General features: G+C 47.6%; 27 protein-coding genes and 1 tRNA gene. 11 read left to right on the top strand and 17 right to left on the bottom strand.

What is annotated here, in order from left to right:
- Nucleotides 1-181 precede the first annotated feature (181 nt).
- The 3 genes from QZT80_RS22840 to serC all read left to right on the top strand — a co-directional run bounded on the left by QZT80_RS22840 (nucleotide 182) and on the right by serC (nucleotide 3,502).
- The gene (locus QZT80_RS22840; protein WP_295127785.1) at nucleotides 182-808 is read left to right on the top strand and encodes a DUF502 domain-containing protein; all 627 of its coding nucleotides are present in this window, start codon (nucleotides 182-184) and stop codon (nucleotides 806-808) included.
- Between the two features lie 495 nt (nucleotides 809-1,303).
- Entirely contained in the window at nucleotides 1,304-2,269 is a 966-nt protein-coding gene (locus QZT80_RS22835) for a zinc dependent phospholipase C family protein (RefSeq protein ID WP_295127783.1), read from the top strand.
- Nucleotides 2,270-2,428: 159 nt separating this feature from the next.
- Complete coding sequence (gene serC, locus QZT80_RS22830) at nucleotides 2,429-3,502, top strand: 3-phosphoserine/phosphohydroxythreonine transaminase (RefSeq protein ID WP_295127780.1); 1,074 nt, start codon at nucleotides 2,429-2,431, stop codon at nucleotides 3,500-3,502.
- A gap of 62 nt (nucleotides 3,503-3,564) precedes the next feature.
- On the opposite strand, the gene QZT80_RS22825 is transcribed toward serC, so the two are convergent.
- From QZT80_RS22825 to QZT80_RS22815, 3 genes are all read right to left on the bottom strand, one after another.
- Nucleotides 3,565-4,416, bottom strand: a complete 852-nt coding sequence (locus QZT80_RS22825; protein ID WP_295127777.1) for an NAD(P)-dependent oxidoreductase — start codon at nucleotides 4,414-4,416, stop codon at nucleotides 3,565-3,567.
- Nucleotides 4,417-4,464: 48 nt separating this feature from the next.
- On the bottom strand, nucleotides 4,465-4,959 hold the full coding sequence (locus QZT80_RS22820) for a hypothetical protein (RefSeq protein ID WP_295127774.1): 495 nt from the start codon (nucleotides 4,957-4,959) through the stop codon (nucleotides 4,465-4,467).
- Nucleotides 4,960-5,124: 165 nt separating this feature from the next.
- Nucleotides 5,125-5,649: a hypothetical protein gene (locus QZT80_RS22815; RefSeq protein ID WP_295127771.1), complete on the bottom strand. Its 525-nt coding sequence runs from the start codon at nucleotides 5,647-5,649 to the stop codon at nucleotides 5,125-5,127.
- Nucleotides 5,650-5,766: 117 nt separating this feature from the next.
- On the opposite strand from QZT80_RS22815, the gene QZT80_RS22810 reads away from it, so the two are divergent.
- The 3 genes from QZT80_RS22810 (at nucleotide 5,767) to QZT80_RS22800 (ending at nucleotide 7,780) form a co-directional block, all read left to right on the top strand.
- Nucleotides 5,767-6,624 carry a retropepsin-like aspartic protease gene (locus QZT80_RS22810; RefSeq protein WP_295127769.1) on the top strand — a complete coding sequence of 286 codons (858 nt, stop codon included), beginning with the start codon at nucleotides 5,767-5,769 and terminating at the stop codon, nucleotides 6,622-6,624.
- A gap of 39 nt (nucleotides 6,625-6,663) precedes the next feature.
- Entirely contained in the window at nucleotides 6,664-7,248 is a 585-nt protein-coding gene (locus tag QZT80_RS22805) for a Crp/Fnr family transcriptional regulator (RefSeq protein WP_295127766.1), read from the top strand.
- A 91-nt stretch (nucleotides 7,249-7,339) separates the two neighbouring features.
- The gene (locus tag QZT80_RS22800) at nucleotides 7,340-7,780 is read left to right on the top strand and encodes a carboxymuconolactone decarboxylase family protein (RefSeq protein WP_295127763.1); all 441 of its coding nucleotides are present in this window, start codon (nucleotides 7,340-7,342) and stop codon (nucleotides 7,778-7,780) included.
- 149 nt (nucleotides 7,781-7,929) lie between these two features.
- Here QZT80_RS22800 and QZT80_RS22795 read toward each other — a convergent pair whose 3' ends face one another.
- The 3 genes from QZT80_RS22795 to QZT80_RS22785 are packed head-to-tail and all read right to left on the bottom strand — an operon-like array spanning nucleotide 7,930 to nucleotide 11,426.
- A complete protein-coding gene (locus QZT80_RS22795; RefSeq protein WP_295127760.1) occupies nucleotides 7,930-8,499 on the bottom strand; it encodes a suppressor of fused domain protein in 570 nt (189 codons plus the stop codon).
- A 3-nt stretch (nucleotides 8,500-8,502) separates the two neighbouring features.
- Nucleotides 8,503-9,000, bottom strand: coding sequence for a DNA-deoxyinosine glycosylase (locus QZT80_RS22790; protein ID WP_295127757.1), 498 nt, complete (start codon nucleotides 8,998-9,000; stop codon nucleotides 8,503-8,505).
- Between the two features lie 29 nt (nucleotides 9,001-9,029).
- Nucleotides 9,030-11,426: an ABC transporter permease gene (locus tag QZT80_RS22785; RefSeq protein ID WP_295127754.1), complete on the bottom strand. Its 2,397-nt coding sequence runs from the start codon at nucleotides 11,424-11,426 to the stop codon at nucleotides 9,030-9,032.
- 238 nt (nucleotides 11,427-11,664) lie between these two features.
- On the opposite strand from QZT80_RS22785, the gene QZT80_RS22780 reads away from it, so the two are divergent.
- The 4 genes from QZT80_RS22780 to QZT80_RS22765 all read left to right on the top strand — a co-directional run bounded on the left by QZT80_RS22780 (nucleotide 11,665) and on the right by QZT80_RS22765 (nucleotide 17,881).
- Nucleotides 11,665-12,027, top strand: a complete 363-nt coding sequence (locus QZT80_RS22780; protein ID WP_295127752.1) for a hypothetical protein — start codon at nucleotides 11,665-11,667, stop codon at nucleotides 12,025-12,027.
- Nucleotides 12,028-12,175: 148 nt separating this feature from the next.
- Entirely contained in the window at nucleotides 12,176-13,258 is a 1,083-nt protein-coding gene (locus QZT80_RS22775; RefSeq protein ID WP_295127749.1) for an efflux RND transporter periplasmic adaptor subunit, read from the top strand.
- A gap of 28 nt (nucleotides 13,259-13,286) precedes the next feature.
- Nucleotides 13,287-16,448, top strand: a complete 3,162-nt coding sequence (locus QZT80_RS22770; RefSeq protein ID WP_295127746.1) for an efflux RND transporter permease subunit — start codon at nucleotides 13,287-13,289, stop codon at nucleotides 16,446-16,448.
- Complete coding sequence (locus QZT80_RS22765) at nucleotides 16,448-17,881, top strand: TolC family protein (protein WP_295127744.1); 1,434 nt, start codon at nucleotides 16,448-16,450, stop codon at nucleotides 17,879-17,881. The genes QZT80_RS22770 and QZT80_RS22765 overlap by 1 nt, the downstream gene beginning before the upstream one ends.
- A gap of 121 nt (nucleotides 17,882-18,002) precedes the next feature.
- Here the strand turns inward: QZT80_RS22765 and QZT80_RS22760 are convergent, their stop codons facing one another.
- Together QZT80_RS22760 and QZT80_RS22755 are read right to left on the bottom strand one after the other, a co-directional pair.
- Nucleotides 18,003-18,965: an SRPBCC domain-containing protein gene (locus tag QZT80_RS22760; protein ID WP_295127741.1), complete on the bottom strand. Its 963-nt coding sequence runs from the start codon at nucleotides 18,963-18,965 to the stop codon at nucleotides 18,003-18,005.
- Entirely contained in the window at nucleotides 18,962-19,288 is a 327-nt protein-coding gene (locus QZT80_RS22755) for a helix-turn-helix transcriptional regulator (RefSeq protein WP_295127738.1), read from the bottom strand. Before QZT80_RS22755 ends, QZT80_RS22760 begins: the two co-directional genes overlap by 4 nt.
- Before the next feature lie 127 nt (nucleotides 19,289-19,415).
- Between QZT80_RS22755 and QZT80_RS22750 the strand changes: the two genes are divergently transcribed.
- Entirely contained in the window at nucleotides 19,416-20,000 is a 585-nt protein-coding gene (locus QZT80_RS22750; RefSeq protein ID WP_295127735.1) for a hypothetical protein, read from the top strand.
- Here the strand turns inward: QZT80_RS22750 and QZT80_RS22745 are convergent.
- From QZT80_RS22745 to QZT80_RS22705, 9 genes are all read right to left on the bottom strand, one after another.
- Complete coding sequence (locus tag QZT80_RS22745) at nucleotides 19,963-20,553, bottom strand: DUF2199 domain-containing protein (RefSeq protein WP_295127732.1); 591 nt, start codon at nucleotides 20,551-20,553, stop codon at nucleotides 19,963-19,965. The genes QZT80_RS22750 and QZT80_RS22745 overlap by 38 nt on opposite strands.
- Nucleotides 20,554-20,711: 158 nt before the next feature.
- On the bottom strand, nucleotides 20,712-21,323 hold the full coding sequence (locus QZT80_RS22740; protein ID WP_295127729.1) for a hypothetical protein: 612 nt from the start codon (nucleotides 21,321-21,323) through the stop codon (nucleotides 20,712-20,714).
- Between the two features lie 73 nt (nucleotides 21,324-21,396).
- Nucleotides 21,397-22,053 carry an alpha/beta family hydrolase gene (locus QZT80_RS22735; RefSeq protein ID WP_295127726.1) on the bottom strand — a complete coding sequence of 219 codons (657 nt, stop codon included), beginning with the start codon at nucleotides 22,051-22,053 and terminating at the stop codon, nucleotides 21,397-21,399.
- A gap of 184 nt (nucleotides 22,054-22,237) precedes the next feature.
- A complete protein-coding gene (locus QZT80_RS22730) occupies nucleotides 22,238-23,173 on the bottom strand; it encodes an SPFH domain-containing protein (RefSeq protein ID WP_295127723.1) in 936 nt (311 codons plus the stop codon).
- The gene (locus QZT80_RS22725) at nucleotides 23,170-23,619 is read right to left on the bottom strand and encodes an NfeD family protein (protein ID WP_295127720.1); all 450 of its coding nucleotides are present in this window, start codon (nucleotides 23,617-23,619) and stop codon (nucleotides 23,170-23,172) included. The genes QZT80_RS22730 and QZT80_RS22725 overlap by 4 nt, the downstream gene beginning before the upstream one ends.
- Nucleotides 23,620-23,799: 180 nt before the next feature.
- Nucleotides 23,800-23,871 (bottom strand) — tRNA-Arg (locus tag QZT80_RS22720).
- Nucleotides 23,872-23,924: 53 nt separating this feature from the next.
- Nucleotides 23,925-25,706 (bottom strand): long-chain fatty acid--CoA ligase, encoded by a 1,782-nt coding sequence (locus tag QZT80_RS22715; protein WP_295127718.1) that lies wholly within the window; start codon nucleotides 25,704-25,706, stop codon nucleotides 23,925-23,927.
- A 21-nt stretch (nucleotides 25,707-25,727) separates the two neighbouring features.
- Nucleotides 25,728-26,015, bottom strand: coding sequence for a 2TM domain-containing protein (locus tag QZT80_RS22710; RefSeq protein WP_295127715.1), 288 nt, complete (start codon nucleotides 26,013-26,015; stop codon nucleotides 25,728-25,730).
- 64 nt (nucleotides 26,016-26,079) lie between these two features.
- Complete coding sequence (locus QZT80_RS22705) at nucleotides 26,080-26,754, bottom strand: YceI family protein (protein WP_295127712.1); 675 nt, start codon at nucleotides 26,752-26,754, stop codon at nucleotides 26,080-26,082.
- Nucleotides 26,755-26,931: the final 177 nt, after the last annotated feature.

Below are 26,931 nucleotides of genomic sequence, written 5' to 3'. Positions count from 1 at the left end.
TAAATTGATAAGTGGATAAAGCGCCGAATTAAGCTAATTTTGCACCGTATTCCGGCAGAAGAGGCCGGGGATGGGAAAAAAAGAGAGACAGACCGTTAACCACAGTGATCTTGCAAATCAAGCAGGCGGTACTGTTACGGTCTGCAAATACAATCAAATTACCATGTCGGCTAAAACAAGCATGAAAAAATTTCTGTCGCGCCTGCTGCGCTATTTCTTCCAGGGCCTGCTTATACTGGCTCCTATAGGAATTACCGCACTGACGTTGTACTGGGCGTTCGTCACCATCGACAATATCCTCCCCCGGGAGCTTATACCGGTGGATTCTCCGTTGAAATTCATTAAATACAAGGGGGTAGGCTTTGTGCTGGTACTTATCATGGTGCTGGTAGTAGGTTACCTGAGTTCTTCCTTCATTATTAGCCGACTGTTCGACATGTTCGGTCATATGATAGAGCGCACCCCCTTTATCAAATATATCTACAGCTCGGTAAAAGACGTGTTCGACGCCTTTGTGGGCGAGAAAAAGAAGTTCGACCATCCCGTGCTGGTGAATGTATACGGCGAAGATGTTTGGGAAATGGGCTTTATCACTCAAACAGACGTCAGCAACTTTGGCCTGGAAGGCTACCTGGCCGTGTATGTACCGCATGCTTATGCCATCACCGGCAAGGTATTCATGGTTAAAAAGGAGAAAGTGCGTGCGCTGGAGAACATTTCTGCGGGCGAAGCCATGAAGTTCGCCGTTTCCGGAGGGGTTACCACCATTACCGATCATCATCCGCACGATATACCTGAAAAAGTCTGACCGCTCTCATAAATAACTGAAAGCCATAAACTTAATAGTTTGTGGCTTTTTCTTTTTGTGGAACCAGCGGCAGATTTTCTATGGAGCCGCCGTTGTGTCACACCCTTCAACTTTTATTTCTATAATGAGCGTTGTCGCGACCACACGCACGTAACCCGCCTTACTTCCGCAACACTACCAGGCAGGCCCTAACATCATTCCACCATCATGGCTACATTCTGGCTCCATTCTAGGTTCATTGTAGGTTCATTGTAGGTTCATTCTAGGTTCATTCTAGGCTTAGATACCTATCATTAGCTTAGAATGAACCTTAGATTAACCTTATATCTACCTTAAATAGAGCAGGGATGTAGCATGGATCATATAAGGGTGCTTCATAGAAGTTGATATATACACCACATGGCGATGTATACATCGATCTTCAAAAAAATCCACTAAATAAATGATATTCAAATACTTAATTCATTAACTTCGGTTAAAACCAATCGAACATTTATGTTAACCCGCAGTATCTCCATCGTGGCACTGCTGTGCCTGCCTGCAATCATAAAAGCCTGGGGCTTTTTCGGTCACGAGCGTATCAATCGCCACGCCGTATATTCATTACCGCCCAGGCTGATGGTGTTTTACAAACCACATATCAGCTACCTGGTTACCCATTCCACCGACCCGGACAAACGCCGGTATATGCTGCCGGATGAGGGTCCGCGCCACTATATCGACCTGGACCATTATCCGCGTAGTGAATACGACAGCCTGGCAGTGCCCTGGCCGAGGGCCGTTGCTCATTATACTGCAGACACCCTGCAGCGGCACGGCATACTGCCCTGGCATTTCGAAACCATGATGTACCGGCTCACCGCCGCCTTCCTGGCCCGCGACCGGGAGCGGATACTGAAATTGTCGGCCGAGCTGGGACATTACGTAGCCGATGCGCATGTACCGTTGCATACCAGCTCCAACCATAACGGTCAGTTTACCGGTCAACATGGCATTCATGGCCTGTGGGAGTCACGCATACCAGAGTTGCTGGCCGATGCAGAGTTTGACCTGTGGGCGGGGAAAGCCCTGTATATCAGGGAGCCGAGGGGCTTTATCTGGAGCATATTGCTGGAGAGCGCCGCTGCGGCCGATACCGTACTGAGAGTAGAAAAAGAGCTCAGTAACAGCCTGCCTGCCGACCGTAAATATGCCTGGGAAAACCGTAACGGGCAGCTGGTGCGCAGTTACGCAAGTGACTATACGAAAGCCTACAGCTCTAAAATGGGCGACATGGTAGAACGCAGGATGCGCGGGGCTATACTGGCAACGGCGAGCTGTTGGTACACAGCATGGGCCAATGCGGGGCAACCGCCTTTGCAAACCATTAACAACAGTGACTTTCAGGCTACAGACCAAAAGGAAACCGACCTACTGGAACGGCTATGGCGCGGGGGCAAAATATTTGGAAGAGAGCACTAAGAATTATGAAAAGTTACGTTATCTTTGTTGCTCTATCTTTTTAACCTGTCCTCTGCCACCATCCTACCGGTAACCATACCGTTTATTTATTTTACCAAATTCCTTCGAAAAACCATGAACGTGGAAAATACAAACAACGTATTCAATCTAGATCGCAACATGAAGGTGCACAACTTTAACGCTGGTCCTTCCGTATTACCTAATGAGGTGTTATACAAAGCCAGTAAAGCATTGATCGACTTTGAGGGGACAGGAATGTCTATCCTGGAGATCGGCCACCGTACGGAACATTTTACAGCCGTAATGGAAGAGGCCCGGTCCCTGGTAAAGAGCCTGATGCAACTGGAAGACGATTACGAGGTATTGTTCCTGCATGGCGGCGCAACCACCCAATTTATGCAAGTTCCTATGAACCTGCTTGAAAGTGGCGAAACAGCATCTTATGTAGATACCGGCGTATGGTCTAACAAAGCCATCAAAGAGGCTAAACAGTATGGGTATGTAGATGTTTCTGGCAGCTCCAAAGACAGCAATTACAACTTTATCCCCAAACAGTTTACGGTTCCCCCGCAGGCCAAATACCTGCATATTACTACGAACAATACCATATACGGTACCCAATGGTCTGCCATCCCTGAGGTGGGCGTACCCCTGGTAGCCGATATGAGCAGCGATATACTCAGCCGTCAGCTGGACTTTAACAAGTTCAGCCTGATATACGCCGGTGTTCAGAAGAACATGGGCGCAGCAGGTGCTACAATGGTAGCCGTGCGCAAAAGCGCACTCGGTAAAGTAACCCGCAAAATCCCGTCTATACTGGATTACAGGTTGCATATCGAAAACGGCTCCATGCTTAACACGCCACCCGTATTTGCCGTGTACATTTCCATGCTTACCCTCCGCTGGTTGCGCGATCAGGGTGGTGTTGCCGCTATTGAGAAGATCAATAACAAAAAGGCAGCCCTCCTGTACGACGAAATCGACCACAACCCATTGTTCCGCGCTAACGTAACGAACAAAGAAGACCGTAGCAAAATGAACGTAACCTTCACCATCGACAAAGCCGAGCTGGAAGAAGAGTTCCTGAAATTCTGCAAAAAAGAAGACATCGTGGGTATTAAAGGCCACCGCTTAGCCGGAGGTTACCGTGCATCACTGTACAACGCACTGCCAATAGAAAGTGTGGAAGTAATGGTAGAGGCGATGAAATACTTCAGCCTGAAGAAAGCATAACCATTCTCCATCTGATATAACTAAAAAGGCCCGGCTGCATAAGCGCCGGGCCTTTACTATTTTTAAGATACTGCGTCTTTGCCTATTACGGTCCAGTCGTCGGTACCGTGCCCTCTCTCAATCCACTTATCCATTTCTGCCGCAATAGAAGGAATAACGGCCAGCGGTGTTCCCGCAGTTTCGGCTGCCTTAATGAACAAGCCCGTGTCTTTCCTGGCCATATTCAGTTCCCAGGAAGCGTTTTCGTAAGAGCCGCGGCTCATACGGTCCATCCGCGCCTGTACCATGGTACCCGGGTTCCAGGCGGCGAACAAGGTAGACAGGTCGCTTAGCGGTACACTTAAAGCCTTTGCCAGCGACAATGTATCGGCCAGGCCGGCAGTAAGCGTAACCAGGAAAGCGTTGCCCAGTAACTTCATTGCTGCAGCGCGCCCTTCTTCCGGTCCGAAGTTTAATACCTTGCCCGTCATTAAAGCCAGTTGCGGCTCCAGTTTGTTTATCACATCCTGGTTGCCCGATACCAGCATATACCCCGAGCTGTCCAGTGCATTAGCCGGTCCCATAAACACAGGTGCATGCAGGTAAGTAAAACCCTTTTGCGCCCAGGCTTGTGTTCTGGCAATAGCGCCTTCTGCCGAGGTCGTAGTATGATCGATAATAATGGCGCCCGGTTTCAGTCCCTTCTCAGCCTGCGCCAGTACATCGTTTACCGCCGCATCGTCTTTCACCACCAGGTGTACCACGTCGGCACCGCTAACAGCTTCAGTAATATCAGTAAATGCTTTTGCACCAAAAGATTCCACTGCCGAGGCCCGGGAGGCAGTACGGTTCCACACCTGCACCGATTCGCCCTTTTTCAACATGGCCTTTACAAAGTTCGAGCCGAGGAGGCCCATACCCAGAAATGCTTTCATCCCTTCTAATGTTTTAGACAATAAAGATAGGGAATTGGAGAGTGCGGGTTATTGTTCTTGTTGGATATGGTATTTTCTTCCGATAATTTGGCATCGTTTGGTGACGTTCCAGAATTTGAAGCCTGCACGGCCGGTAGGTATTATCCAAAACACGCTTTCACCGTTGGTCTTCAGTATTTCAAACTCGCCCGTCTTCCCTTCAGCTTTTACGTTCGGCCCGGATTCTTCCATGGTAGTCATTGTTTTATATCCCTTATGAAATAAGAACTCCTGGTAGTACACCGATTCCATTTGCTCCCCATCCACCCTTATGAAACGCTCGGTGGTGTTAATAACAAAACAGGTTTCGTGAAGCATCAGGGCCAGTACTGGCAATTCCAGTGCAGGCAAAGCCATTAAGGGCAACAGGGTTTCTTTTACTGCAGATGGTAATTGGCCGAACAGGATAAATGTATCTGTATCCTTGCCTTCGGGGTGATACATTCGGTACCAATGCTCGAGCTGTTGGGCTACCTGTACAGGCGTTTTTATAAATTTCTCCACGGGGAAGAGGATTTAGGTTAATACAAGATAAGGAATGGATTGTAAGGTGAGTAGTGCCAAAACGTGGGATTTTAGTTAACTGTAAGGAATTCATATCCTAAATCCATGGCAATAGGAGCCAACGTGTCCCCTTTCCCAATACACCACACTCATACCGCATGGCAGCTATTTAATCCTGCTCAACGTCTGCGTATTCCCCTCAAAATAAATCAACAACTTATCATCCCCTTCAAACTTATACTTCGCCTTCACCTCTTTACCATCATCCTCGATCGTCACCAGGTAATCGCCGGACAGGTAATACTTCTCGGTGTATTCGTGTTTCTGTTTGGTTTCGCCATTGGCGTAGTCGATGGGGCCATCTACTTCATACAATATACTACCATCATTACGAAAATTCATGGTCATGGTGTCGATCACGTTTTTACTTACATTATCGATAATGGGCAATGACCAGGCGCCGTAGAAGCGGGGATCGGTATCTGTTTTCTTCATGGTGTTGCAAGCGAAAAGTGCGATGGCGCTTAGGATTGTTAAATACTTTTTCATTGTTGATGCGTTGTTTGGTTGGCTCATATCGGCTACCGGCCAGTCTTTCATCCCCTCCCTGCTGCGGAACTCCACGGGTACGCCCAATGCATCGCCTGTAGCGAGGCCAAAGAGCGCTGATCTTATTTGGGTTGTCTGCATATGTGTCTTATAATCGCCGGGTTAGAAGGCCTTTGACCGAAAAGTACTCCAAAAAATTTATATTGCAGCGCTCCCGTATAGGGAATATGAGACACAACCCACCATCAAACTTTGCTTATGTGTAAAAAACTGCTGTCAATCAGCCTGCTGTTATTAGCCGCCACCTTCCATCTGTATGCGCAACAACGCACACCTGCAGAAATACCGTTTACACTTACAGGCCAGGGCCATATTATGATCAAAGCCAGCGTCAATGGTATAGAAGGCAATTTCATATTCGATACCGGTGCAGGGCTCAATTTGCTGACGAAGAAGTTTGCTGATAAAGTGGGATCAGTTAAAAAGACGGAAGGCTTTTATGTAGGCCACCGAGCTACCGGTGAGGCTATTGAAACAGACATCTACCTGATCGATCATCTTAAGTTAGGCACAACAGATATTGCCGGACAAAAGACGGCGGTATTGGATGTAAACTTCCCGCTGGACGGGCTCATCTCCCTGATGCCTTTTAAAGACATTCCGCTCACGATCGACTATACGAACAAAAAGCTCGTGCTGGGCAACATCCCTAAAGACGGCAAAACCATACCGCTGCAAATCTCCGCCGACCGTGACATTACATTAGGCATATCTACTTACGTTAAGCTGAATGACCGCCTGCCCGTACAAATATCACTGGACAGCGGCGCCGGCAACGGCATATTCCGCTTCAACGCACGATATATACAGACGCTGAACATCGACACCACCAATACCACCAAACGAACTATTGTAAGCGACTTCGATACCACTAAAACCAATAACTCCTACACCACCACACTGGATAAAATAAGCACGCTCAATGGCGTTTCTTCTGCCAGCGGCGTAAAAGGCACCTTCATTGAAGGGCTGATTTATGAAGGCATTGGGAGTATTAACTGGTTGGGGAACAGTATTACGATTGATGTACCGGGGAAGAGGATGATCGTTAAATAGCTCATCCTAAATCAGCGTCCCTTTCGTAATTTACCACCCATGTCCGACATATTGTTCCAGCACATCGCCAAACACATCAACATCAGCAGCAACGACTTCGCCGCTATGCTACCCTATTTCCGGCTGCTGAACGTGAAGAAAAAAGAGGACCTGGTAATGGAGGGTAAGCCCTGCCGCCAGAACTACTTCGTCCTCAAAGGCTCGTTGCGTATGTTTTTCCTTACTGAAAACGGCGGCGAACAAACGATACAATTCGCTATCGAAAACTGGTGGATGACGGATGTAGATGCCTTTAGCAAAGGAAAAACGGCTTCCTTTACCGTACAGGCCATGGAACACGCGGAAGTAATTTCCATCAGCAAAGAGGATATGGACCAGTTACTGGCAGCGTACCCGTTTATGGAACGCTATTTCAGGATGATATACGAAAGGGCCTATGCAGCATCGCTGTTCCGGGTGAAGTATATTTTCCAGTTATCGAAGGAACAGTTCTACAACCATTTCGCCTCGCAGTACCCCGCTTTTATTCAGCGTATCCCACAGAAAATACTGGCCTCTTTCCTCGGCTTTACGCCCGAATACCTGAGTGAACTGCGTAAGAAGCAGGCACTTGGGAAGAAATAATTCCTCCTTTCATCTTTCTTAAACCAGCTTAAGTTTTCCGAAACAGTATTGTTTCATCTTTGTGCAGTCAAACAAATAAAATATACACAAAATGGAAAACAGAGTAAAAATTAACGAAGCTCATCCCGCAGCATATAAAGCAATGTACGCGCTTGAAGCAGCACTGGCCACCAGCTCGCTGACCAAAAACCAGAAAGAGCTCATCAAAATAAGGGCCTCCCAGATAAATGCCTGTGCATTTTGTATAGATATGCACACGAAAGATGCGATCAAAAATGGCGAAACCACACAACGTATATTTCTACTAAACGCCTGGCGCGAAACAGACCTGTTCAGCGCAGAAGAAAAAGCCATCTTAGCCGTTACAGAAGAAGTAACGCTGATTCACCAGCATGGACTAACTGCAGCCACTTACCAAGCCATCAGCCGGTATTTCTCTGAAGAAGTAATTGCACAGATCATTATGGCGGTAGTGGCCATTAATGCCTGGAACCGGATTGCCATCAGCTCCTTAACACCAGTACCCAGATAATTTGATATAGGAAGTGTGTTCGAAAGGGCTTTGGGCTGATCAGCTTAAAGCCTTTTCTGCTTTACGGAGATTCAGCATTCCTGGTATTACAGGTGATAGTGGTGGGCGGACTGGCTTACCTGGAGCAGCGGCACATTGAGCGCAGGTAACTACTCCCCGGTAATCATTTCCCGGTTTACATCATACAAATCGAAATGGGGGTGATGCCAGAACTTCTCCAGCCCCATTGCTTCGAGTACAGGAATTTCAGCTGCGTACATCGGGTACAGTCCGGCGATGTTAATCTTATAGCCGAGGCCGATGTCAATGTTTACATAATCTTCGCGCTCCAGCAGGCTGGGGGCGAAAACGAAGAAAGCGTCCATCGGAGAATCTGCTGCTATCTGATCGCCAAAGTTGATGGTTTGCGCGTAAAGAAAAGGACAGTCGCCGCGCAGGTGATTAGCCATATAAGCCGCCACGGTTGCCCAGGCCATATTTTCAGACTTCACGGAAATACATAACTCGGGCCGGCCGAGCTGCCAGTCGGGATGTTCTACCAGCGACAAACCATAAGTGAAGCCCGTGATGTAGCCAGGTTCGGGAATATCTTTATATACCAGCGCTGTTACGCCCGGCAGCCCTTCTACCGGGCTTTCCATGGTATAAAACTCAGGTTCGCGCTGAAATATTTGTTCGAGGTGACGCAGGTATAATTCTGATGCAGATACTTTTTCCATGTATTACCGGTATAATAAAATTTGCTCCCATACAGCACAAAGGTCCGGTAAGCGCATCTTCGCATTGGCAGGACTTGTACTCGGAAGCGAAATATAAGTAATTTCTTCCCTTCTTTTAAAATACCGGTTAAACATGGCCTCCGACTTAGCGCCATTAAATGCAACGACTTTTAATGCGGGGTGCTGTTCTATAAATTGATCGAGCTGATTAGGTACTTCATTCAGGATAGCAGTGTCCAGGCTGCCTTTTCGTGTAGCCGTATGCGCAACATCCCAAAGACCAATATTTGTTTTAGCTAACAGGGCTTTCTTTTCGGAATAGTTTAAGGGAACATCGTTCCCGGTAATACCAGCCAGCACCTTCCAGAGGCGGTTAGCAGGATGACCGTAATACTCCGCCATGGCAAGTGACCGGTCGCCAGGCAGGCTGCCTAAAACAAGAATGCTGGTATCAGCGTCTGCTATAGGCGCGAAAGAAGTTTTAAAATGTTCGTCTGCCATGCCCAAATTTAGCATCAAACCATCAAATCTTATTCCGCGTTCAAACTTTTCACCGGATTGGCCAGGGCGGCCCTCACAGCCCTAAAACCTACCGTACCCATCGTAATGAATGCCATTAGCAGTACAGACCATGCAAATACGCTCCAGCCGATCTGTGTACGGTAAGCAAAGTTGTTCAGCCATTTATCCATCAGGTACCAGGCCAGCGGTGTGGCTATCACAAATCCAATGGTCACTAACTTCAGGAAGTTGGCCGACAGCAGGGTTACAATACCAGTAACCGATGCGCCCAGCACTTTACGGATGCCTATTTCACGTGTACGTTGTTCGGCCGCGTAGGTGATCAGTCCGAAAACGCCCATGCAGGCTATCAGTACGGCCAGCACTGCAAAGGCGATAAATATATGCGCCGTACGCACTTCCGACTGGTACAGGTTATTGAATGCCTCATCCAGGAAGAAATAAGTAAACGGCTGGCCAGTCATGCCTTCCCTCGCGTGATAGGCTTTGCGCACACCTTCAATCACGGCCTGTGTATGTTTGGGATCGAAGCGGATAGCCAGGTTATCGCGATACTCTCCCAGCCTTAGTACGATTGGATTGATTTTGTGATGCAGGGAACCGCCATTGAAATCCTTTACAACACCAATTACCTTAAATGCCCGACCATCGGTATACAGGTATTTGTCGGTGATGTCTTTAAAGCCGAGCAGTTTTGCGGCGGATTCATTAATGATCAGCGCCTGGCTGTCTGTAGGCATTTGCGGGGAGAAGTTTCGGCCGCTCGCCATCTCCATACCAAATACGGGTATGTAATCCGCATCGATGTACCATTCGTCGATACCACTTACCTGGCCGGGACTGCGGGCCGCATCCTTAGAATATATATTGGTGGAGTTTTCTGTCCTGATGGGCAGCGAAGCGTTCATAGTACTACCCTTTACGCCGGGCAGTTGTTCTATTTCCTGCTTAAACCCTTTGGCATGCACCCATAACGATGCTACGTTAGTCACTACCAGCACCTGCTGGCGATTGTAGCCAAGTTGTTTACTTTGAATGTAACCCAACTGCCGGTACACTACAAAGGTGCCCACCAGCAGCAGGATAGCTGTGGCAAACTGGAAAGTGACCAGCCCGTTACGCAACCAGCTGTTTTTAAATCCGCCCGACACCCTGCCTTTCAACACCTTCACCGGCTCGAACTTCGACAGGTAGAAGGCGGGATAAACGCCTGCCAGTAATCCGACCAACAGTACCACCGGTAACAGGTACAGCACATACACCGGGCTTATCCGCATGGTTTTACCCGCCAGGCTGTTCAGGAAAGGCAAAAATATAAAGGCCAGTATGATTGCTAAGATCATGGCTAATAGTCCGGTTAATACCGACTCTGCCAAAAACTGCACTATTAATATAGACCGATGAGAACCCATCACTTTTCGTAAACCCACTTCTTTAGCGCGGCTGGCCGAGCGGGCGGTAGACAGGTTAACGAAGTTCACGCAGGCAATGAGCAGGATAATGATACCCGCCGCCATGAAGATGTATACGTACTGCATATTCCCCAAAGGCTCCGTTTCGCTGGCCAGTGCGGAGTGCAGGTGAATACGGTCTAAACGGATGGCATAGTAACCGAAGCGGCCGCCCTTTTGCTCCAGGCGCGTTATATTGTCGCCCACCATCTTTTCCAACGAACCTTCCATGTACCGCCTGGTAGCTTCTTTCAGGAAGCCGTTCAGCTGGGCTACCGAAGTACCGGGGCGAAGTAAAACATAGGTTACAAAGTTGTCGGCCATCCAGTTATCTTGGCGGCTCTCGGGTATTTCCGATATGGCTTTAAGGAAATTAAAATGCAGGTGCGATTGGGCCGGAACATCTTTAATAACACCCGTTACCACGTAATCGCGGGTATTATCGAGCCGCAGGACTTTGCCCAATGCGGTTGTACCATTAAAATATTTATTCGCCATCTGCTCCGATATTACTACCGAAAACGGATCGCGCAATGCCGTGGCCGGGTCGCCGGCCAGCATGGGTAACGAGAATACTTTGAAGATCGTGGAGTCGGCGAAAAAGGCATTTTTCTCCATAATGGTTTCAGCACCGTGCTTCACCAGCGTGTTGCCTTCCAAAGTAAGGCGGCAGAAGTTTTCTATCTGGGGATAATCTTTTTTTAATACTTCGCCTAACAATGCCGGCGTGTAACGTTCATGGAACGAGTTGCCATTTACCGCGAAATCGGCATTGATACGGTAAATACGTTCATGTTTATCATTGAACTTATCGTACGATAGCTCGTCGCTGATGAACAGGGTAATAAGCATGCAGGTGGCCAATCCTATAGCCATCCCGAATATGGTAATGGCGGAGAAGCTCTTGTTTTTCCAAAGGTTGCGCGCAGCAATTCTGAAGTAGTAAGTTAGCATAGTTAGTGCGCTGCGAAAAGAATGCCAGCAGACAAAAATACTGATAATGAATATCTTAACCCGACCTGAGATGTCCGTTTTCAGACAGTGGGTGTCCGGTTTCGCCAGGCGTTAACAAACAATTCATCTACCTTAAAATTCAATTAAAAAGGTCGTTTTAACCTTTCATTCTATACTTTGAGCGATATGATTATCTATTTTTGATCCCCGGATGAGAGTAGTAATATTTTTAGCATGCTTGTTTTACCTCCTGCTTGGAGGTTATAACTACATGCGTGCAAACCATCGCTACCTCAGTTACGATACGGGTACTAGTATCGAAAACACCCATCAGCAGAAATTCACCAACCGCTATCTCAACCACCTGTCTGTTAAGGAAACGAAACTTGACAAAACGATTCAATACCTGCTGGCAGATGATGTGGAAGATGAGGAGACCAACAGCAGTGCTGCCCGGAAATACAGGCTGCTGGCCTGCTTTTACCTCTCCTTAACTTCCCTGTTTGTTTTAGGCAACCGCCCCACCCTTTTCAAACATCATGGTCCCACACCCGGACTACTTTCCAATAAATATATTGCTCAACGAGTTTTAAGGATCTGATCCGATATACACCAGTTGCCGAAGGGCGCCATCGTGTATACGTAGCAGGTGTATGTAAATACGCCAGTCCCAGGCGATTGTTGTTTCTCCCAATCTGAAAGGAATCGTCCGTATTCCTGATCCAACCGCTCAATATCCATTTAATATCATGAATAGAATTGCCATGTTTACAGGCTTGTGTGCCTTGCTGTACCTGACGAGCTGTAACGCCAAAAAAGTAGAAAAGGAAGAAATCGGCAAATACGCCGTAACCAGCCCTTTAAGAGTAGACACCTGCTTCACCAGGGAATATGTTTCCCAGATCAGGTCTGTCCGTAACATCGAAATACGGGCACAGGAAAAAGGATTTCTCGAACAGATTTATGTAGACGAAGGCCAGTACGTGAACGCCGGCCAGCTCTTATTCCGCATCATGCCCAAACTGTATGAGGCCGAATTACAGAAAGCGCAGGCAGAAGTAAGCGCTGCCGAAATCGAGCTGCAAAACACCAAAGCACTGGTGGATAAAAACGTAGTATCCAAAAATGAACAGGCCATGGCACAAGCCAAACTGGAACAGGCGAAAGCCGAAGCCGCACTGGCCAAACTGCACCTGTCGTTTACTGAAATACGCGCACCATTCGCCGGCACCATCGATCGCCTTCCTAAAAAACTGGGCAGCCTGATCGACGAAGGCGAGCTGCTGACAAGCCTTTCCGACAACAGCCAGATGTTCGCCTACTTCAACGTTTCCGAACCGGAGTACCTCGACTACCAGATCAACGCTAAAAATCGCGGCGATGCACAGGTAAACCTGTTACTGGCCAACAACCAGCCACTCCCGTACAAAGGCGCGGTAGAAACCATCGAAGGCGAATTTGACAGCGAAACCGGCAACATCGCCTTCCGCGCGAGGTTCCCGAACCCTGATAAACTGTTGAAACATGGCGAAACGGGTAAAGTACGAATGACCATGCCACTGAAAAATGCGATGATCATTCCTCAGAAAGCCACTTACGAGATTCAGGACAAGATTTACGTGTTCGTAATCGACAAAGACCATAAAGCCAGATCGCGCAACATCGCCATCGCCGGCGAACTGCCCGACCTGTACGTAGTACAGAGCGGACTGCAGGACGGTGACAAAATACTGCTCGAAGGTGTTCAGAAAGTGAAGGATGATGAGACAATAGATTTCGATTTCGAGAAACCAGCCGAAGTAATATCACACCTGCGATTAAAAGCAGAATAGTAGCTCAATCTTAATAAGTGAAGATCCAATGTTCAATAAATTTATACAGCGGCCGGTATTATCGATCGTTATCTCGCTGATCATCGTATTCCTGGGGGTGTTGGCCATTACCCAATTGCCTGTAACACAGTTCCCCTCTATTTCTCCACCAAAAGTAAACGTGACGGCCGACTACCCCGGCTCCAACAACGAGCTGATGGTAAAGTCGGTACTTATTCCGCTGGAAAGAGCCCTGAACGGCGTACCCGGCATGAAGTACATGCAGTCTGACGCGGGTAACGACGGTGAGGCTACCATACAGGTGGTGTTCAATCTCGGTACCGATCCAAACCAGGCAGCACTGAACGTACAGAACAGGGTAGCATCGGTCGTAAACAAACTCCCCCCGCTCGTAGTACGCGAGGGTGTTAAAGTAAGCCGCGAGGAATCAAACATGTTGATGTACCTCAACCTGTACAGCGACGATCCGCATGCCGACATGAAGTTCCTGTTCAACTTTGCGGATATCAACATCCTTCCGGAACTGAAGAGGGTAGACGGTGTGGGTTATGCAGACATTCTCGGTACGCGCGAATATGCGATGAGGATATGGCTGAAACCCGACCGTATGCTGGCTTATAAGATCTCGACCGATGAAGTGATGGAAGCCCTGAGTTCCCAGAGCCTGGAAGCATCGCCTGGTAAAACGGGCGAAAGCTCCGGTAAACGGTCGCAGGCATTCGAGTATGTACTCAAATACACCGGCCGCTTCACCACAAAGGAAGGATATGAAAATGTGATCCTGCGCTCCAGCCCGGATGGCGAGATCCTGCGCCTGAAGGACGTGGCCGACATTGAGTTTGGCAGTTCGATGTACGACATCTACTCCAACCTGAACAATCACCCGTCGGCAGCCATCGTACTGAAACAATCGTACGGCAGCAACGCCAGCCAGGTAATCGAGAACGTGAAGAAACGCATGAAAGAGATCCAGGCGGAATCTTTCCCGAAAGGCATGCACTATGAGATCAGTTACGACGTATCCAAGTTCCTGGACGCCTCTATAGAAAAAGTAATTCACACGCTCGTAGAGGCATTTGTTCTTGTAGGTCTGGTAGTATTCCTGTTTCTCGGCGACTGGCGATCGACCGTTATTCCGGCCATAGCAGTACCCGTATCGCTGGTAGGCACTTTCTTCTTCATGCAATACTTTGGCATCTCCCTTAACCTGATCACCCTGTTCGCACTGGTACTGGCGATCGGTGTAGTGGTGGATGACGCCATCGTGGTAATTGAAGCGGTACACGCCAAGATGGAAGAAGAACACCTCTCGCCCTTGAAGGCCACGCAACACGCCATGCGCGAGATCAGCGGCGCTATTATCGCTATTACTTTCCTGATGGCTGCGGTGTTTGTACCGGTAGCATTCATGTCGGGTCCTGTAGGTTTATTCTACCGCCAGTTTTCCATCACCATGGCTACGGCAATCATCCTATCAGGCGTTGTTGCACTGACCCTCACACCTGCACTATGTGCCATGATACTGAAGAATAATCATGGCAAGAAGAAAAAGAAGACACCGGTGGTTAGATTTCTTGATGGGTTTAACAGGCTATTCAATCGTGGTGCGCGCAAATACGAAGGTTTGCTTAGCCGTATTGTGAACAGGCGTTTGGTGACGTTCCTGGTGCTTGGATTGTTCTGTTTAGGCACCTGGGCACTGCATGGCAAAGTGCCATCAGGCTTTATCCCGAACGAAGACCAGGGCATGTTCTACGCGATCATCCAAACCCCTCCGGGTTCATCGCTGGAACGTACTAACGAGATCGCAGAAAGACTGCAGAAGATCGCAGAAGGTATTGACGGTATTCAATCTGTATCAGCATTGGCTGGTTACGAGATTTTGACCGAAGGTACCGGTGCGAACTCCGGCACCTGTCTTATCAACCTGAAAAACTGGAGCGACAGGAAACATTCCGTGCAGCAGATCATGGATGAACTGGAAGAGAAAGCGAAAGATATATCCGGCGCTACCATCGAATACTTCCTCCCCCCGGCCGTACCGGGTTACGGAGCAGCCGGTGGCTTCGAACTGCGCCTGCTCGACAAAGCCGGTTCGGGCGATTATAAGAAAATGGAACAGGTGAGCAATGACTTTGTAGCCGAACTGCGTAAACGTAAAGAGCTGACATCTATCTTCAGCTTCTACAGCGCCAGCTTCCCGCAATACATGTTGCGTGTTGACAATGACATTGCTCAACAGAAAGGTGTGAGCATTGAGAACGCAATGAACACCCTTTCCACATTACTGGGTAGTAACTACGAGATCAGCTTCATCAAATTCGACCGGCAGTACAAGGTAATCGTACAAGCGGCTGCGCAATACAGGGCTGAGCCGGAAGACATCCTCAAATTGTACGTAAAGAACAACAAGGACGAAATGGTACCCTTTTCCACCTTTATGAAGATGGACAAAGTATACGGCCTCTCCGAAATCACGCGTTACAATATGTACAACGCTTCAGAGATCAGCGGTTCCGCCGCACCAGGCTACAGCTCCGGCGAAGCGATACGTATCATTAATGAGATAGCGGCTAAGAAACTGCCAAGAGGTTTTGGCATCGACTGGGCCGGTATTTCAAAAGATGAAGTGGCACAGGGTAATCAGGCCATTTACATCTTCCTGATCTGTTTGGGTTTTGTGTACCTGATCCTGGCCGCGCAATATGAAAGTTTCATCCTGCCATTGGCCGTTATTTTATCACTGCCTACTGGTATTTTCGGTGCGTTCGTGTTACTGAAAGTAATGGGACTGGAAAACAATATTTATGCGCAGGTAGCCATGGTAATGCTCATCGGTTTGCTGGGCAAAAACGCGGTACTGATCGTGGAGTTTGCCGTACAAAAGCATCGCGAAGGCGCCTCCGTATTCGAAGCCGCCATGGAAGGCTCCAAAGTTCGTTTCCGTCCTATCCTGATGACCTCCTTCGCATTCATTGCCGGTTTGATACCGCTGGTGTTTGCCACGGGCCCGGGTGCGCTGGGTAACCGCACTATCGGCACGGCGGCTGCGGGCGGTATGTTGTTCGGTACCATATTCGGTGTACTCATTATCCCCGGCCTGTACTACATATTCGGGCGCATAGCCGAACGGCACCGGCTCACGAAGATCGAAGTAGAGCAACCTTTAACAGAAGAAATTGAAGCATAATGTTTAAACTAACATCATATACGCGCGTAGGTCTGCTGGGCATTTGCCTGGCAGCCGCCAGCTGTAAAGTGCCAGCCATCGTGTCGCCCTCCGAAAACCGGTCGGTGCCACCCGCTTACACCAACAGCAGCGATACTACCAATACAGCCGAAATACAGTGGCGCAGTTTTTTTACAGATAAAAACCTCATCAGCCTGATAGACACCGCCCTGCAAAACAACCAGGAGTTATCTATCACCCTGCAGGAAATAGAAATTGCGAAAAACGACATCCGTTTGAGGCAAGGTGCTATACTGCCCTCCGTTGGCGTAAGAGGTGGCATAGGCGTAGAGAAAGTAGGAAGATATACCAGTCAGGGTGCAGGCGATGCCTCTACAGAAATTAAACCTGGTAAAGAGATGCCCGATCCGCTGATGGATTACACCGTGGCTGCTTATGCCAATTGGGAAGTAGACATCTGGAAGAAACTGCGCAATGCGAAGAAGGCTGCTGTAACGAGGTACTTATCTACCATTGAAGGCAGGAACTTTGTACTCACCAACCTGATCGGGGAGGTAGCCAGCTCGTACTACGAACTGCGCGCGCTCGACAACCAGCTTGAAATTGTAAAGCAGAATATCGAGATACAGAAGAACGGTCTTGAGGTAGTGAAGATACAGAAGGAAGCTGCCCGGGCGACAGAGCTGGCGGTGCAGAAGTTTCAGGCTGAAGTATTAAAATCACAGAGCCTTGAATTCGGCATTCAACAGCAGATAAAAGAAACGGAGAACAGGATCAACTTCCTGCTGGGACGTTACCCGCAGGAGATCGTGAGAGATAAAGGCACGTTTACGGATGTACCGCCCACAGCTATCAGCTCCGGTATTCCTTCGCAATTACTGGCTAACCGTCCGGATATACGGCAGGCCGAACTGGAACTGGCCGCTGCCAAGCTGGACGTGAAAGTGGCGCGTGCGGAGTTTTATCCATCGCTGGGCATATCTGCAGCATTTGGCCTGCAGGCTTTTAATCCATCGTACCTGGTAAAGCTGCCCCAGTCGCTGCTTTATTCACTGGCCGGCGATCTTGCAGGACCATTGATCAACAGGAACGCCATCAAGGCCGAGTTCTCCAATGCCAACGCAAGACAATTACAGGCCATGTACAATTACGAACGTACCATCCTGAACGCTTATCTAGAAGTATCGAATCAGTTATCCAACATCAGCAACCTCGAAAAGAGTTACGATTTAAAATCGAAACAGGTAGATGCGCTTACAAAGTCGATCGATATTTCCAACGACCTTTTCAAGAACGCAAGAGCCGATTATTTAGAAGTACTGATGACACAGCGTGATGCTCTGGAAGCAAAGCTGGAGTTGATAGAAACAAAACAGCAGCAGTTAAATGCAGTAGTGAATGTGTATAAAGGATTAGGAGGCGGTTGGAAGTAGTATAAATTTCAGTGTTTGAAAGCCGGCGGTAGTACTGCCGGCTTTTTTTGTTTAGGATACTGTGGGGAAATCCGGTTATTGACAGAGGCCTGTAATTACTACAGGCCTCTGTTTAAGGTTATTATTTAGCTTGATAATTAATCATCCAGTTAATGCCGAACTTATCCGTAAAGCTACCGAAGTAAGCCCCCCAGAACATATCCTGGATGGGCATTTGCACATGGCCTCCTGCAGACAGTTCACTGAATATGCGATCCGCTTCTTCCTTTGATGATGGTTCTATCTGGATGTGCATATTGTTGCCCTGCGTGAGCGTGAAGCCCATTTCTTTAGGCGCGTCGGTTCCCATTAGTACGTGCCCGCCCAATAGTGGCAACTCCACATGCAGTACCATCTTTTTAACATGATCGGCTAACGGTGGCTGATTGGGATCGGCAGGCAATTCGCCGAAACGGTTGATACCATTTATAAATTCAGTTTTGAATACGCTTTTATAGAAGAAAAATGCTTCTTCTGTATTGCCGGGAAAATTCACATAGGTAGCGATGCGCGCCTTATTATCCGGTTTGTTTTGTTTCCTGAGATAAAACTGCGAGCTGATATACTGATCGAGGTTTTCGAGGCCCATGGTGAAACCTTCTTTGAAGCCCATTTTTACTAGGTTCTCCAGGTCTTCCAGCGAGTCAAAGCTAAGATCGATATTTACCAGCGTCTGATGGCCCTTATCAACAAAATCGTTCCGCCATTTATTCCGGGGCATTGCCGTGTTTATATTTCCTTCTGCATCGCAAAATGCATCCCAGCAGGTAAATGAGTTTTTCGGCTGGATAGACAGGTATTCCTGTTTAGCCCAATGCTCTTCGTTATTGGGTCCGACCATTGCATAGAGCCACGATCCGCCTTCCCTGAAGTCCATACTTTTCGTTCTTGCCTTCCAGGGTTTTGGCGCCCACCATTGGTCAAGAATGTCGGCCTCTGTCCAGGCCGCCCACACCAATTCAACCGGAGCGTCAAAGGACCTTTCTACCTTAATTTTCCTGTTTTCCTTATCTACAAGGAAGTTGAAGAGCACTGCTTTATTCATTTTTTATTGCTTTTAAGCTGTTTTAATACCTCATCGAGTTGCCCGAACCGTTGCTGCATCAGTTGCTTAAACTGTTCCAGCCACTTTTCGATCTCCTTCATCTTATCAGCGTTCAGATGATAAAAGATCTCCCGACCCTGCTGCTCCTGCCGCAGCAGTTCACACTCCGTCAGAATCTGCAGATGCTTTGACACCGCCTGCCGGCTGCTGTTGAAGTGGCCGGCAATGGCGTTGGGCGTCATGGCACCTACAGCGAGGAGCATGATGATCGCCCTTCTCGTCGGGTCGGCAATCGCCTGAAAAATATCTCTTCTCGTTTCCATATCAGCTACTTGCTACCATTTGATTGCGAATATACGCGCAATTATTTGATTGCAAAATATTTTTTAAGAAGATGCCAGCACACAGGGTTATGGAATTCGCTCAATATTGCCGACATTTATTCCTACTATGAAATCTGCACCCACCTATCTTAAAGAGCCTTTCTTTAAAGCACTGAAAGGAGATATCAGTGTTCATGAGTTTGAGCAATGGCTGTACGAACACCCCGAACTTGAAGCGCATATGGACAGCGAGGAGTACCTTGAATTAATTTCTTTTAATTATAAAACGGCTCATCGGGTTGACTTTGAGAATAAGATATACTCTCTCATCAATTTGAACGAATATAACACATACTACATTATCTATTATTTGAATGAAGCGATGAGGCAAACGGCTCGTCAGTACCCAAGCCTTCTTGAACTATATAAGCTACATATACATGGCTATCACTTTTTAAAGGATATTGCATATGGGTATGCGGTTCCCATCAGTGATAGCCAAGAAGAACATCGCCTTACCGACAATGATGTAAGAAGGCTTATTGAGGACGATTATCCGGGCCTCGAAAGCGAGTTACTAAAGGTTAAGAGATGGTTGGAATCGGGGGAGATTGTAGTGACGGAGGATGGATTTAGTGATTTCGGGCGGGATGATAAGGTTATGGTATTGCCACCTATTTGTCTGTGGCACGGCTCCTCAGGAACTTCATAACTGTGCTCAAGACTTTCTTTAAACGCCCGGTTTCGCACTTGTCAACTTCATTCAACATCATGCTGATCCTATGTTCTGCTTCCTTTTTTGTAATTCCTCCGTAATAGTCCGTTACCAGCGGATGCGCGAAGTCTTTATGCGGAACAATTAACGGCCGCGAACCGTTCTTTTGTGTATAAACGGTCATCGGAACAGATACAAAATCGCAACCGGGCAAACCATTACTCAGCCAGCCGAAGTACGAAGTTTCATGATCACTGTTCCCGTAATTCCGTTTGTAATCCTCAAAGCTTTTCTCACTCAAAGACACCCAGAGCCCATAATGCAAACTTTCGCAGTGATCGTTAACCGGCATTATTAATACACAACGGATAAATCGGTCCGTTTGGTCCGGGTAAGTGATCACACAGAAATCGGTATCAATTTGTGCAAGTGATCTTTTATCCTCCTCCGTCAGACAGTTATAATGGAATGGGCTGGAAAAAGCCAATGCGGGCCAATCCGCATGTTCCTTTCCGCAGGCTGAACAAGTGTATAGCGAAAATTTACTCATGGTGCCGATGATATACAAAATTGTTAAAAGAATAAATAGCCGGTAGCCAGTTGTTCCTATTTATTCGTTTGTTAAAGGACAACGACATCAAACACCGGCGTCTATGCCTCAGACGAATGGTGGTCATTTTAGAGCATAACAGCATCGCTATGTTATTGTTAAAACGTTCCGGGCAACACCGCCTGCAATGCCCCTTTCCCTACCGCCTCCGCCACCTGCTTAACCCGTCCATTTTGACCCGCATTACGTTCGGTCCATGATGGCAATAGTTCGCGGACATCAATCAAATACTTTACATAGGCCTTTTTATCTTCAGCCTCTCTAGGTTTTATACTAACTATAATATTAGGCACACTGCAACATACAAGGGAGAAACCATTGTTTGCCGATGTCACTTCGTACCGGCAACTACTATCGCTGCGGTATTGCGATGCGCCAACAAAACGAAAAGAGGTGGTACAGTAAAAGTAGAAGATCGTATCCTGCCGTGTGGTTCCACTCGCCCTATCCAGGACACTAACCGGCAGTGGTGTGCCTATTCCGGTAGCGGGCAAACGTTTATAACGGGAGTCCTGCTTGGTGCCGGGCACGAATGAAGCCTCTTTTGCCGCTTTCCATAAAGCCGCCGTATCGTTCACACAAGGTTTAAACACCCAGCCTTTGTTTATAAATACCAAGTAGCCTGATTTTTCTACTACCGAATCTTTTGATGACTGTGCCTTTACCTGCCATCCGAATAATACCAGGAAAACTAAAATAATGGATCTCATATAGGTGTAATTGTTTACATCAGCCACTGGCTGTTGCATATCCCGGGATAGAGGATATTTTTATCAAATGTATCTATTTTATTTTCTTCTCCACCCACTTCCTGGTTGCCTCCACCAACAACGACATCACATCCTTCTTGCCTGCCTTAAACGAATGGTCCGCTCCTTCGAACTTTACAAGTGTAGCTTTCTTCAGCGGCTTCGTCACTTCTTCTATCAGCTCCCAGGTAGCAAGTGTATCCTTACTTCCCTGCAAAAAAAGCATCGGTATCTTTAATGCTTTCAGATGTTCCGCACGCTCAGTAGAAGGCTTACCCGAAGCATGAAGAGGAAAACCATAAAAAACAAGGCCCTTTGCTACGCTCTCCGGATGTGCTGCTAAATACTGCGAAGACATCCGCCCCCCGAATGATTTGCCTGCTACGAAGAGCGGCAGGTCAGGATTCAGTTCATGCGCCTTTCCGATCGCTGCTTCAATTGTAGCATGTGCTACGGCGGGCGTATCGGGCCTACCCTTTTTGTTCTCTGTAAACGGGAAATTAAAGCGAAGTGTGGCCATACCGACTTTAGAGAGCCCGCCGGCCAGTGTTTCCATGAACACATGGTCCATATTTGCGCCCGCGCCATGTGCAAGGGTAAAAATGCATTGTGGCTTCTCAGCAGCGATGTACCGGGCAGAAACGCTGCCTATTTCAGGAGAGACTTCGAATTTTACGGATTTTGTACTCATGATCAGTCAAAGTTACAGGATGTAAGCAAGCCCCGTGTGCCTGAAATGTCCAGGAAGAAGAACGTCTGTTGTCCAGACCTTAAAAGGTTGGGATAACAGACGTTCTTTACCTGATGTACCCGGATTTCTCCTTCGTGACCAAAATTTTCAGAATTGGGCGTTTAATGATAGACTAGCTATTCATTTATAAAATGTTGGTCGTGGCTTTTGATTTATTTAAAACCGATGTAATGCTCGATATCACGCCCGCGATGTCTGAGAGATCAGCAGGAACGATCATTGAATTATTAGTTTTTGCGAGCTTGCCAAATTCTGTAAGGTATTGTTCTGCAATGCGAAGATTTACAGCATTCATTCCGCCATCTTCATTGATCGACTTTGCAATCTCCCTTATTCCTTTTGCTGTAGCAACGGCAATCATTTCAATTTCAGAAGCGGTGCCGCTTGCTTCATTTATTTTACGTTGCTTTTCACCTTCCGAGCGTGCGATCATTTCTTGTTTATCACCTTCGGCCCTGTTTATTTTGGCTTGTTTATCACCTTCGGATTCTGCGATCAGCGCCCGTTTTTCACGTTCGGCGCGCATTTGTTTCTCCATGGCATCTTTAATGCTCTGTGGCGGCGAAATATTTTTCACTTCATAGCGGGATACTTTAATTCCCCAAGGTTCACTTGCTTTATCCACTGCCTCCACAATACTGCCATTCACGGTTTCACGCTCCTCAAATGTTTTATCAAGTTCCATTTTGCCAATAATACTGCGCATCGTGGTTTGGGAGATTTGTATCACCGCAAATTTATAATTGTCAATTCCATAGGAGGCTTTTTGGGGATCGATTACCTGTAGATATAAAATCCCGTCCACCTCTACAGAAATATTGTCTTTTGTAATACATATCTGTGAGGCTACATCAATTGCCTGCTCTTTCAGATTCTGCTTATAAGCGATTCTGTCAATAAAAGGGATGAGGATATGAAATCCGGCATCCAGGGTACGGTTGTATTTGCCGAGCCGCTCCACAATAAATATTGTTCGTTGCGGCACAACTTTGAAAGTTGAAAGAAAGGCGACCAGGACAAATAGAGCCAGGACAATGAGAATAATAGTGGAAGTATTCATAACGAGTTTGCTGATTTAACGATTAAAATAATACTGTCGTTACCAATAATGATCACTTCTTCCCCTTCCTGAATAATGTCGGTGGAAGATGCGCCCCAACTGGCACCCCGGAAGTATACTTTTCCCTGATGATTAGGTGAGATAGGGGTTTCTGCTTTTGCCGATTTGCCGATTATTTCATCTTTAAGCAAATCTTTCGGAGCGATTTTATAACCCATTTTTTTTCTTATCCAGCTTCTAAACAGAACTACAGATAATATGGAAGAAGCCAGGAAGATTAGTAACTGTACATTCAGGGAAACATCAAAAATGAGCGTAACCAGGGCTACCACCCAGGCCCCTAAACCGAAAAAGCATAATATAAATCCAGGTACTGCGAATTCCAGGAGAAGTAAAACAAAGCCTAATATAAACCAAATAACGGTAGCACTTAAAAAACTCTCCATAACCAAATGTTTGGATTATAATATAATCTAATAAATCTAAATTGTAGAATAAAACTTTCGTGTACCGGACACTGGTAAAAGCATAATCGGGACGCTCAGAAGTCCGGTACCACCGTGTTAAAGACGTTCAGCCAGGGGAGAAATAAAAAATCCCTGCAGACATATTCTGCAAGGATTTCGTAGCCCCGCCAAGAATCGAACTTGGATCTAAAGTTTAGGAAACTTCTATTCTATCCATTGAACTACGGGGCCAATAATTATTGGGAGTGCAAATTTAAGCGTTTTCTCCATAAAACCTAAAATAATTAGGAATAGATGCGCTCTATCGCCCCACTATACTTCTCTGTTATCACCTTTCTCTTGAGCTTTAACGTCGGCGTTAGCTCTCCACCCGCTACCGTCCATTCCTGGGGCAGCAGCTCGAATTTCTTTACCTGCTCTATGTGGTTAAAGAACTGGTTATACTTGTCTACAGCCTGTTTAAACAACTCGGTTACGGGGTGGTACTGTAGTAATTGCTCGTGGGTATCGAAGCTTAAACCCTGCTTGCGGGCCCAGTCGGCGAGGTTGCTGAAGTTAGGCACTATCAGGGCGCCGGCGAACTTACGGTCGGCACCTACTACCATGATCTGCTCGATGAACGGGCTTTCCTTAAACTTGTTCTCCACCGGCTGGGGCGCCACGAACTTGCCGCCGGAGGTCTTGAACAGTTCTTTCTTACGATCGGTGATTTTCAGGAAGCGCCCTGCCACCAGCGTACCTACGTCGCCGGTGTGGAACCAGCCGTCTTTGATGGATTCGGCCGTAAGGTCGGGGCGTTTATAGTAGCCAATGGTCACATTAGGGCCTTTACAGAGGATTTCTCCGTCTTCGGCAAGCTTTACCTCTACACCGCTGATCAATGGTCCTACGGTGCCGAACATGCGGTCGTTTTCCTCGAAACGGTTAACGGCTATTACGGGCGAGGTTTCGGTTAAGCCATACCCTTCCAGGATGGGCATGCCTGCTGCGGTAAAAATCTTTAACAGTCGCACCTGGCAGGCAGCAGCACCGGTGATGATGCCTTGTAGATTGCCGCCCAGTGCCTCGCGCCACTTGCTGAACACCAGTTTATTGGCAATGGCCAACTGCAGGCGGTACCAGAAAGACTGCGGCTGGTTAATCTCATATTGTTTCCCCAGGTTCACGGCCCAAAAGAACAGGTAACGTTTAATACCTTTCAACGCCAGACCTTTGGCCATGATCTTTTCATATACTTTTTCCAGCAGCCGGGGCACGGTGCTGAATATACCAGGCTTCACCTCGCGTAGGTTGTCGGAAATAGTTTCCATGCTCTCAGCATAATAAATGGATACGCCAGCGGTCATGTACAGATATGACACCATGCGCTCGAAAATATGATTGAGTGGCAGGAAACTTAACGCACGTGACTCGGGAAACACAGGCAGGTATGGGGCACAGGCCAGTACGTTGCTCAGGATGTTGCGATGGGTAAGCATCACACCCTTGGGTATACCGGTGGTGCCGGAGGTGTAAAGGATGGTAGCCAGGTGATCGGCGGTAATAGCATTGCTGATCGACTCCACTTCTGCCAACAGCTCAGGAGTTGCCAGGGCAGGCACTTCCGACCAGTGGCGTACGCCGCTGATACGGTCGTAGCTAAACACCTGCCGGAGATGTGGCAACCGGTCACGTATATGCTGCACCTTTTCGAACAGGTGAATATCGCTCACAAACAGGGCACGTGCCGCTGAATCGTTGAGTACAAACTCTAATTCGGGTTCGCTGATGGTCGGGTAAATGGGCGCCAATACAGCCCCGGCCTGCTGACAAGCCAGGTCTGTTAACAGCCACTCCGGCCGGTTAGCCGAAAGTATCGCGATTTTTACCTGCTCTTCCTGTCGCTGCTCTTCGCCACCGAAACCAAGACTTAACAGTCCTGCGGCAAACTTGCGGCTAAGTTCCTGTACCTCGGCGGTGCTGTATTTTTTCCAAACTCCTTCTTCTTTCCGGGCCAGCATATCGGGCTTGGGATAGCGCTGCTGCTGCCAGGCCATAACGTCGAATAATCTAACGGGGTGCTGCATGATGTATGATTACGTGAAACGCTAGTATCCGCGCCGTTCCTGCTCCTGCTTCAACTTTTCGTATTCATTTACTGCATCGCCAAACGGATCGCGGTGATAGGCGTTGAAATAGGCAAAGGCCAATCCTATGCCCCAACCCAATGCAGGCCATATTGGCCAGGGTGTTCCTGATTTATCGTTGTCGGTAATGAACCATAAGGCCCACAAAAAACCATTGATCACGAGATAGGTGATCAAATGTGATTTAAAACCGGCGCGATTACGGGCAATGCGCCACAGGCGCTCGTCCTTTTGTTGAGTGGATTCCATGAAATTATAGGTTTAATTAAGTTTGCGGCTTAAATAAATATAATGTTTTCTCATGGAAATCCGGCTATCTTTTGGCCTTAATGTTCATCCGGATATTCACCATTGAATTAATCAGTTTATCCTGCAGCGATTTATCTGCGCGGTAGGTAATACCCCACTGGGTACGGTCGATGTTGAAGTTCGCTTCGCCGTTGATTTCCTTTTCGCTGATCACAATTTTAGCGGGGAAACTGATGTTCTTCGTAGAATCTTTCAGTGTTAAATTGCCGCGTACCAGATGGGTAGCGTCTTTCAGTAAAATTTCGGTCGTTTCTTTGCCGGGATGAAAACCACTTACTTCGGTGATCTCGAACCGGGCGGTGGGATATTTTTCCACATCAAAAAAGTTGGGACCGTTCAGTTCATCCTCCAGTTTCTTCTTCATACCTGCATCCTTTACCAGGTCGAGGTTCTGCAAACTTTTCATATCTATTTCCAGACTCCCGGCGGTTAAGATCGTATCGTTTGCATGAAAGCTGCCTTTCGTGAATTTAAATACGCCTTTGTGTTCGCCGGTTGGTTTGGTGCCAATCCAGGTGAGCAGGCTGGCGTCTTTATCCAGCGTATATTCGTGCCCATGCGGCTCCTGCTGCACGGCCTGCGGTTCGGTTACCTTTGCCTTATCGGCCTTAGGCGCCTGTTTACAACCAATCGTAAACAAGGCGGCAGTGATACTTAAAAGCGTAAGCTGTTTTAACATGAATGCGCGTTTATGGTGATGAAAATATATGCGTTAACGAGCTAAAAGCAGGCCAGAATAATTATAGTGAAACAAGCAGCAGCACACCGTTCAGCCCCCGTTGTGTCACTGCCTTCAACAGCAGTAACAACATTGGGCAGCATCCAGTTCTTCTATCCCGGCGAACATACCCGCCCC

Source organism: uncultured Chitinophaga sp., from assembly GCF_902168175.1.
GTDB lineage: Bacteria > Bacteroidota > Bacteroidia > Chitinophagales > Chitinophagaceae > Chitinophaga.
Note: the sequence above shows the minus strand (reverse complement) of the source record. Positions and strands in the feature narration are given on the sequence as shown.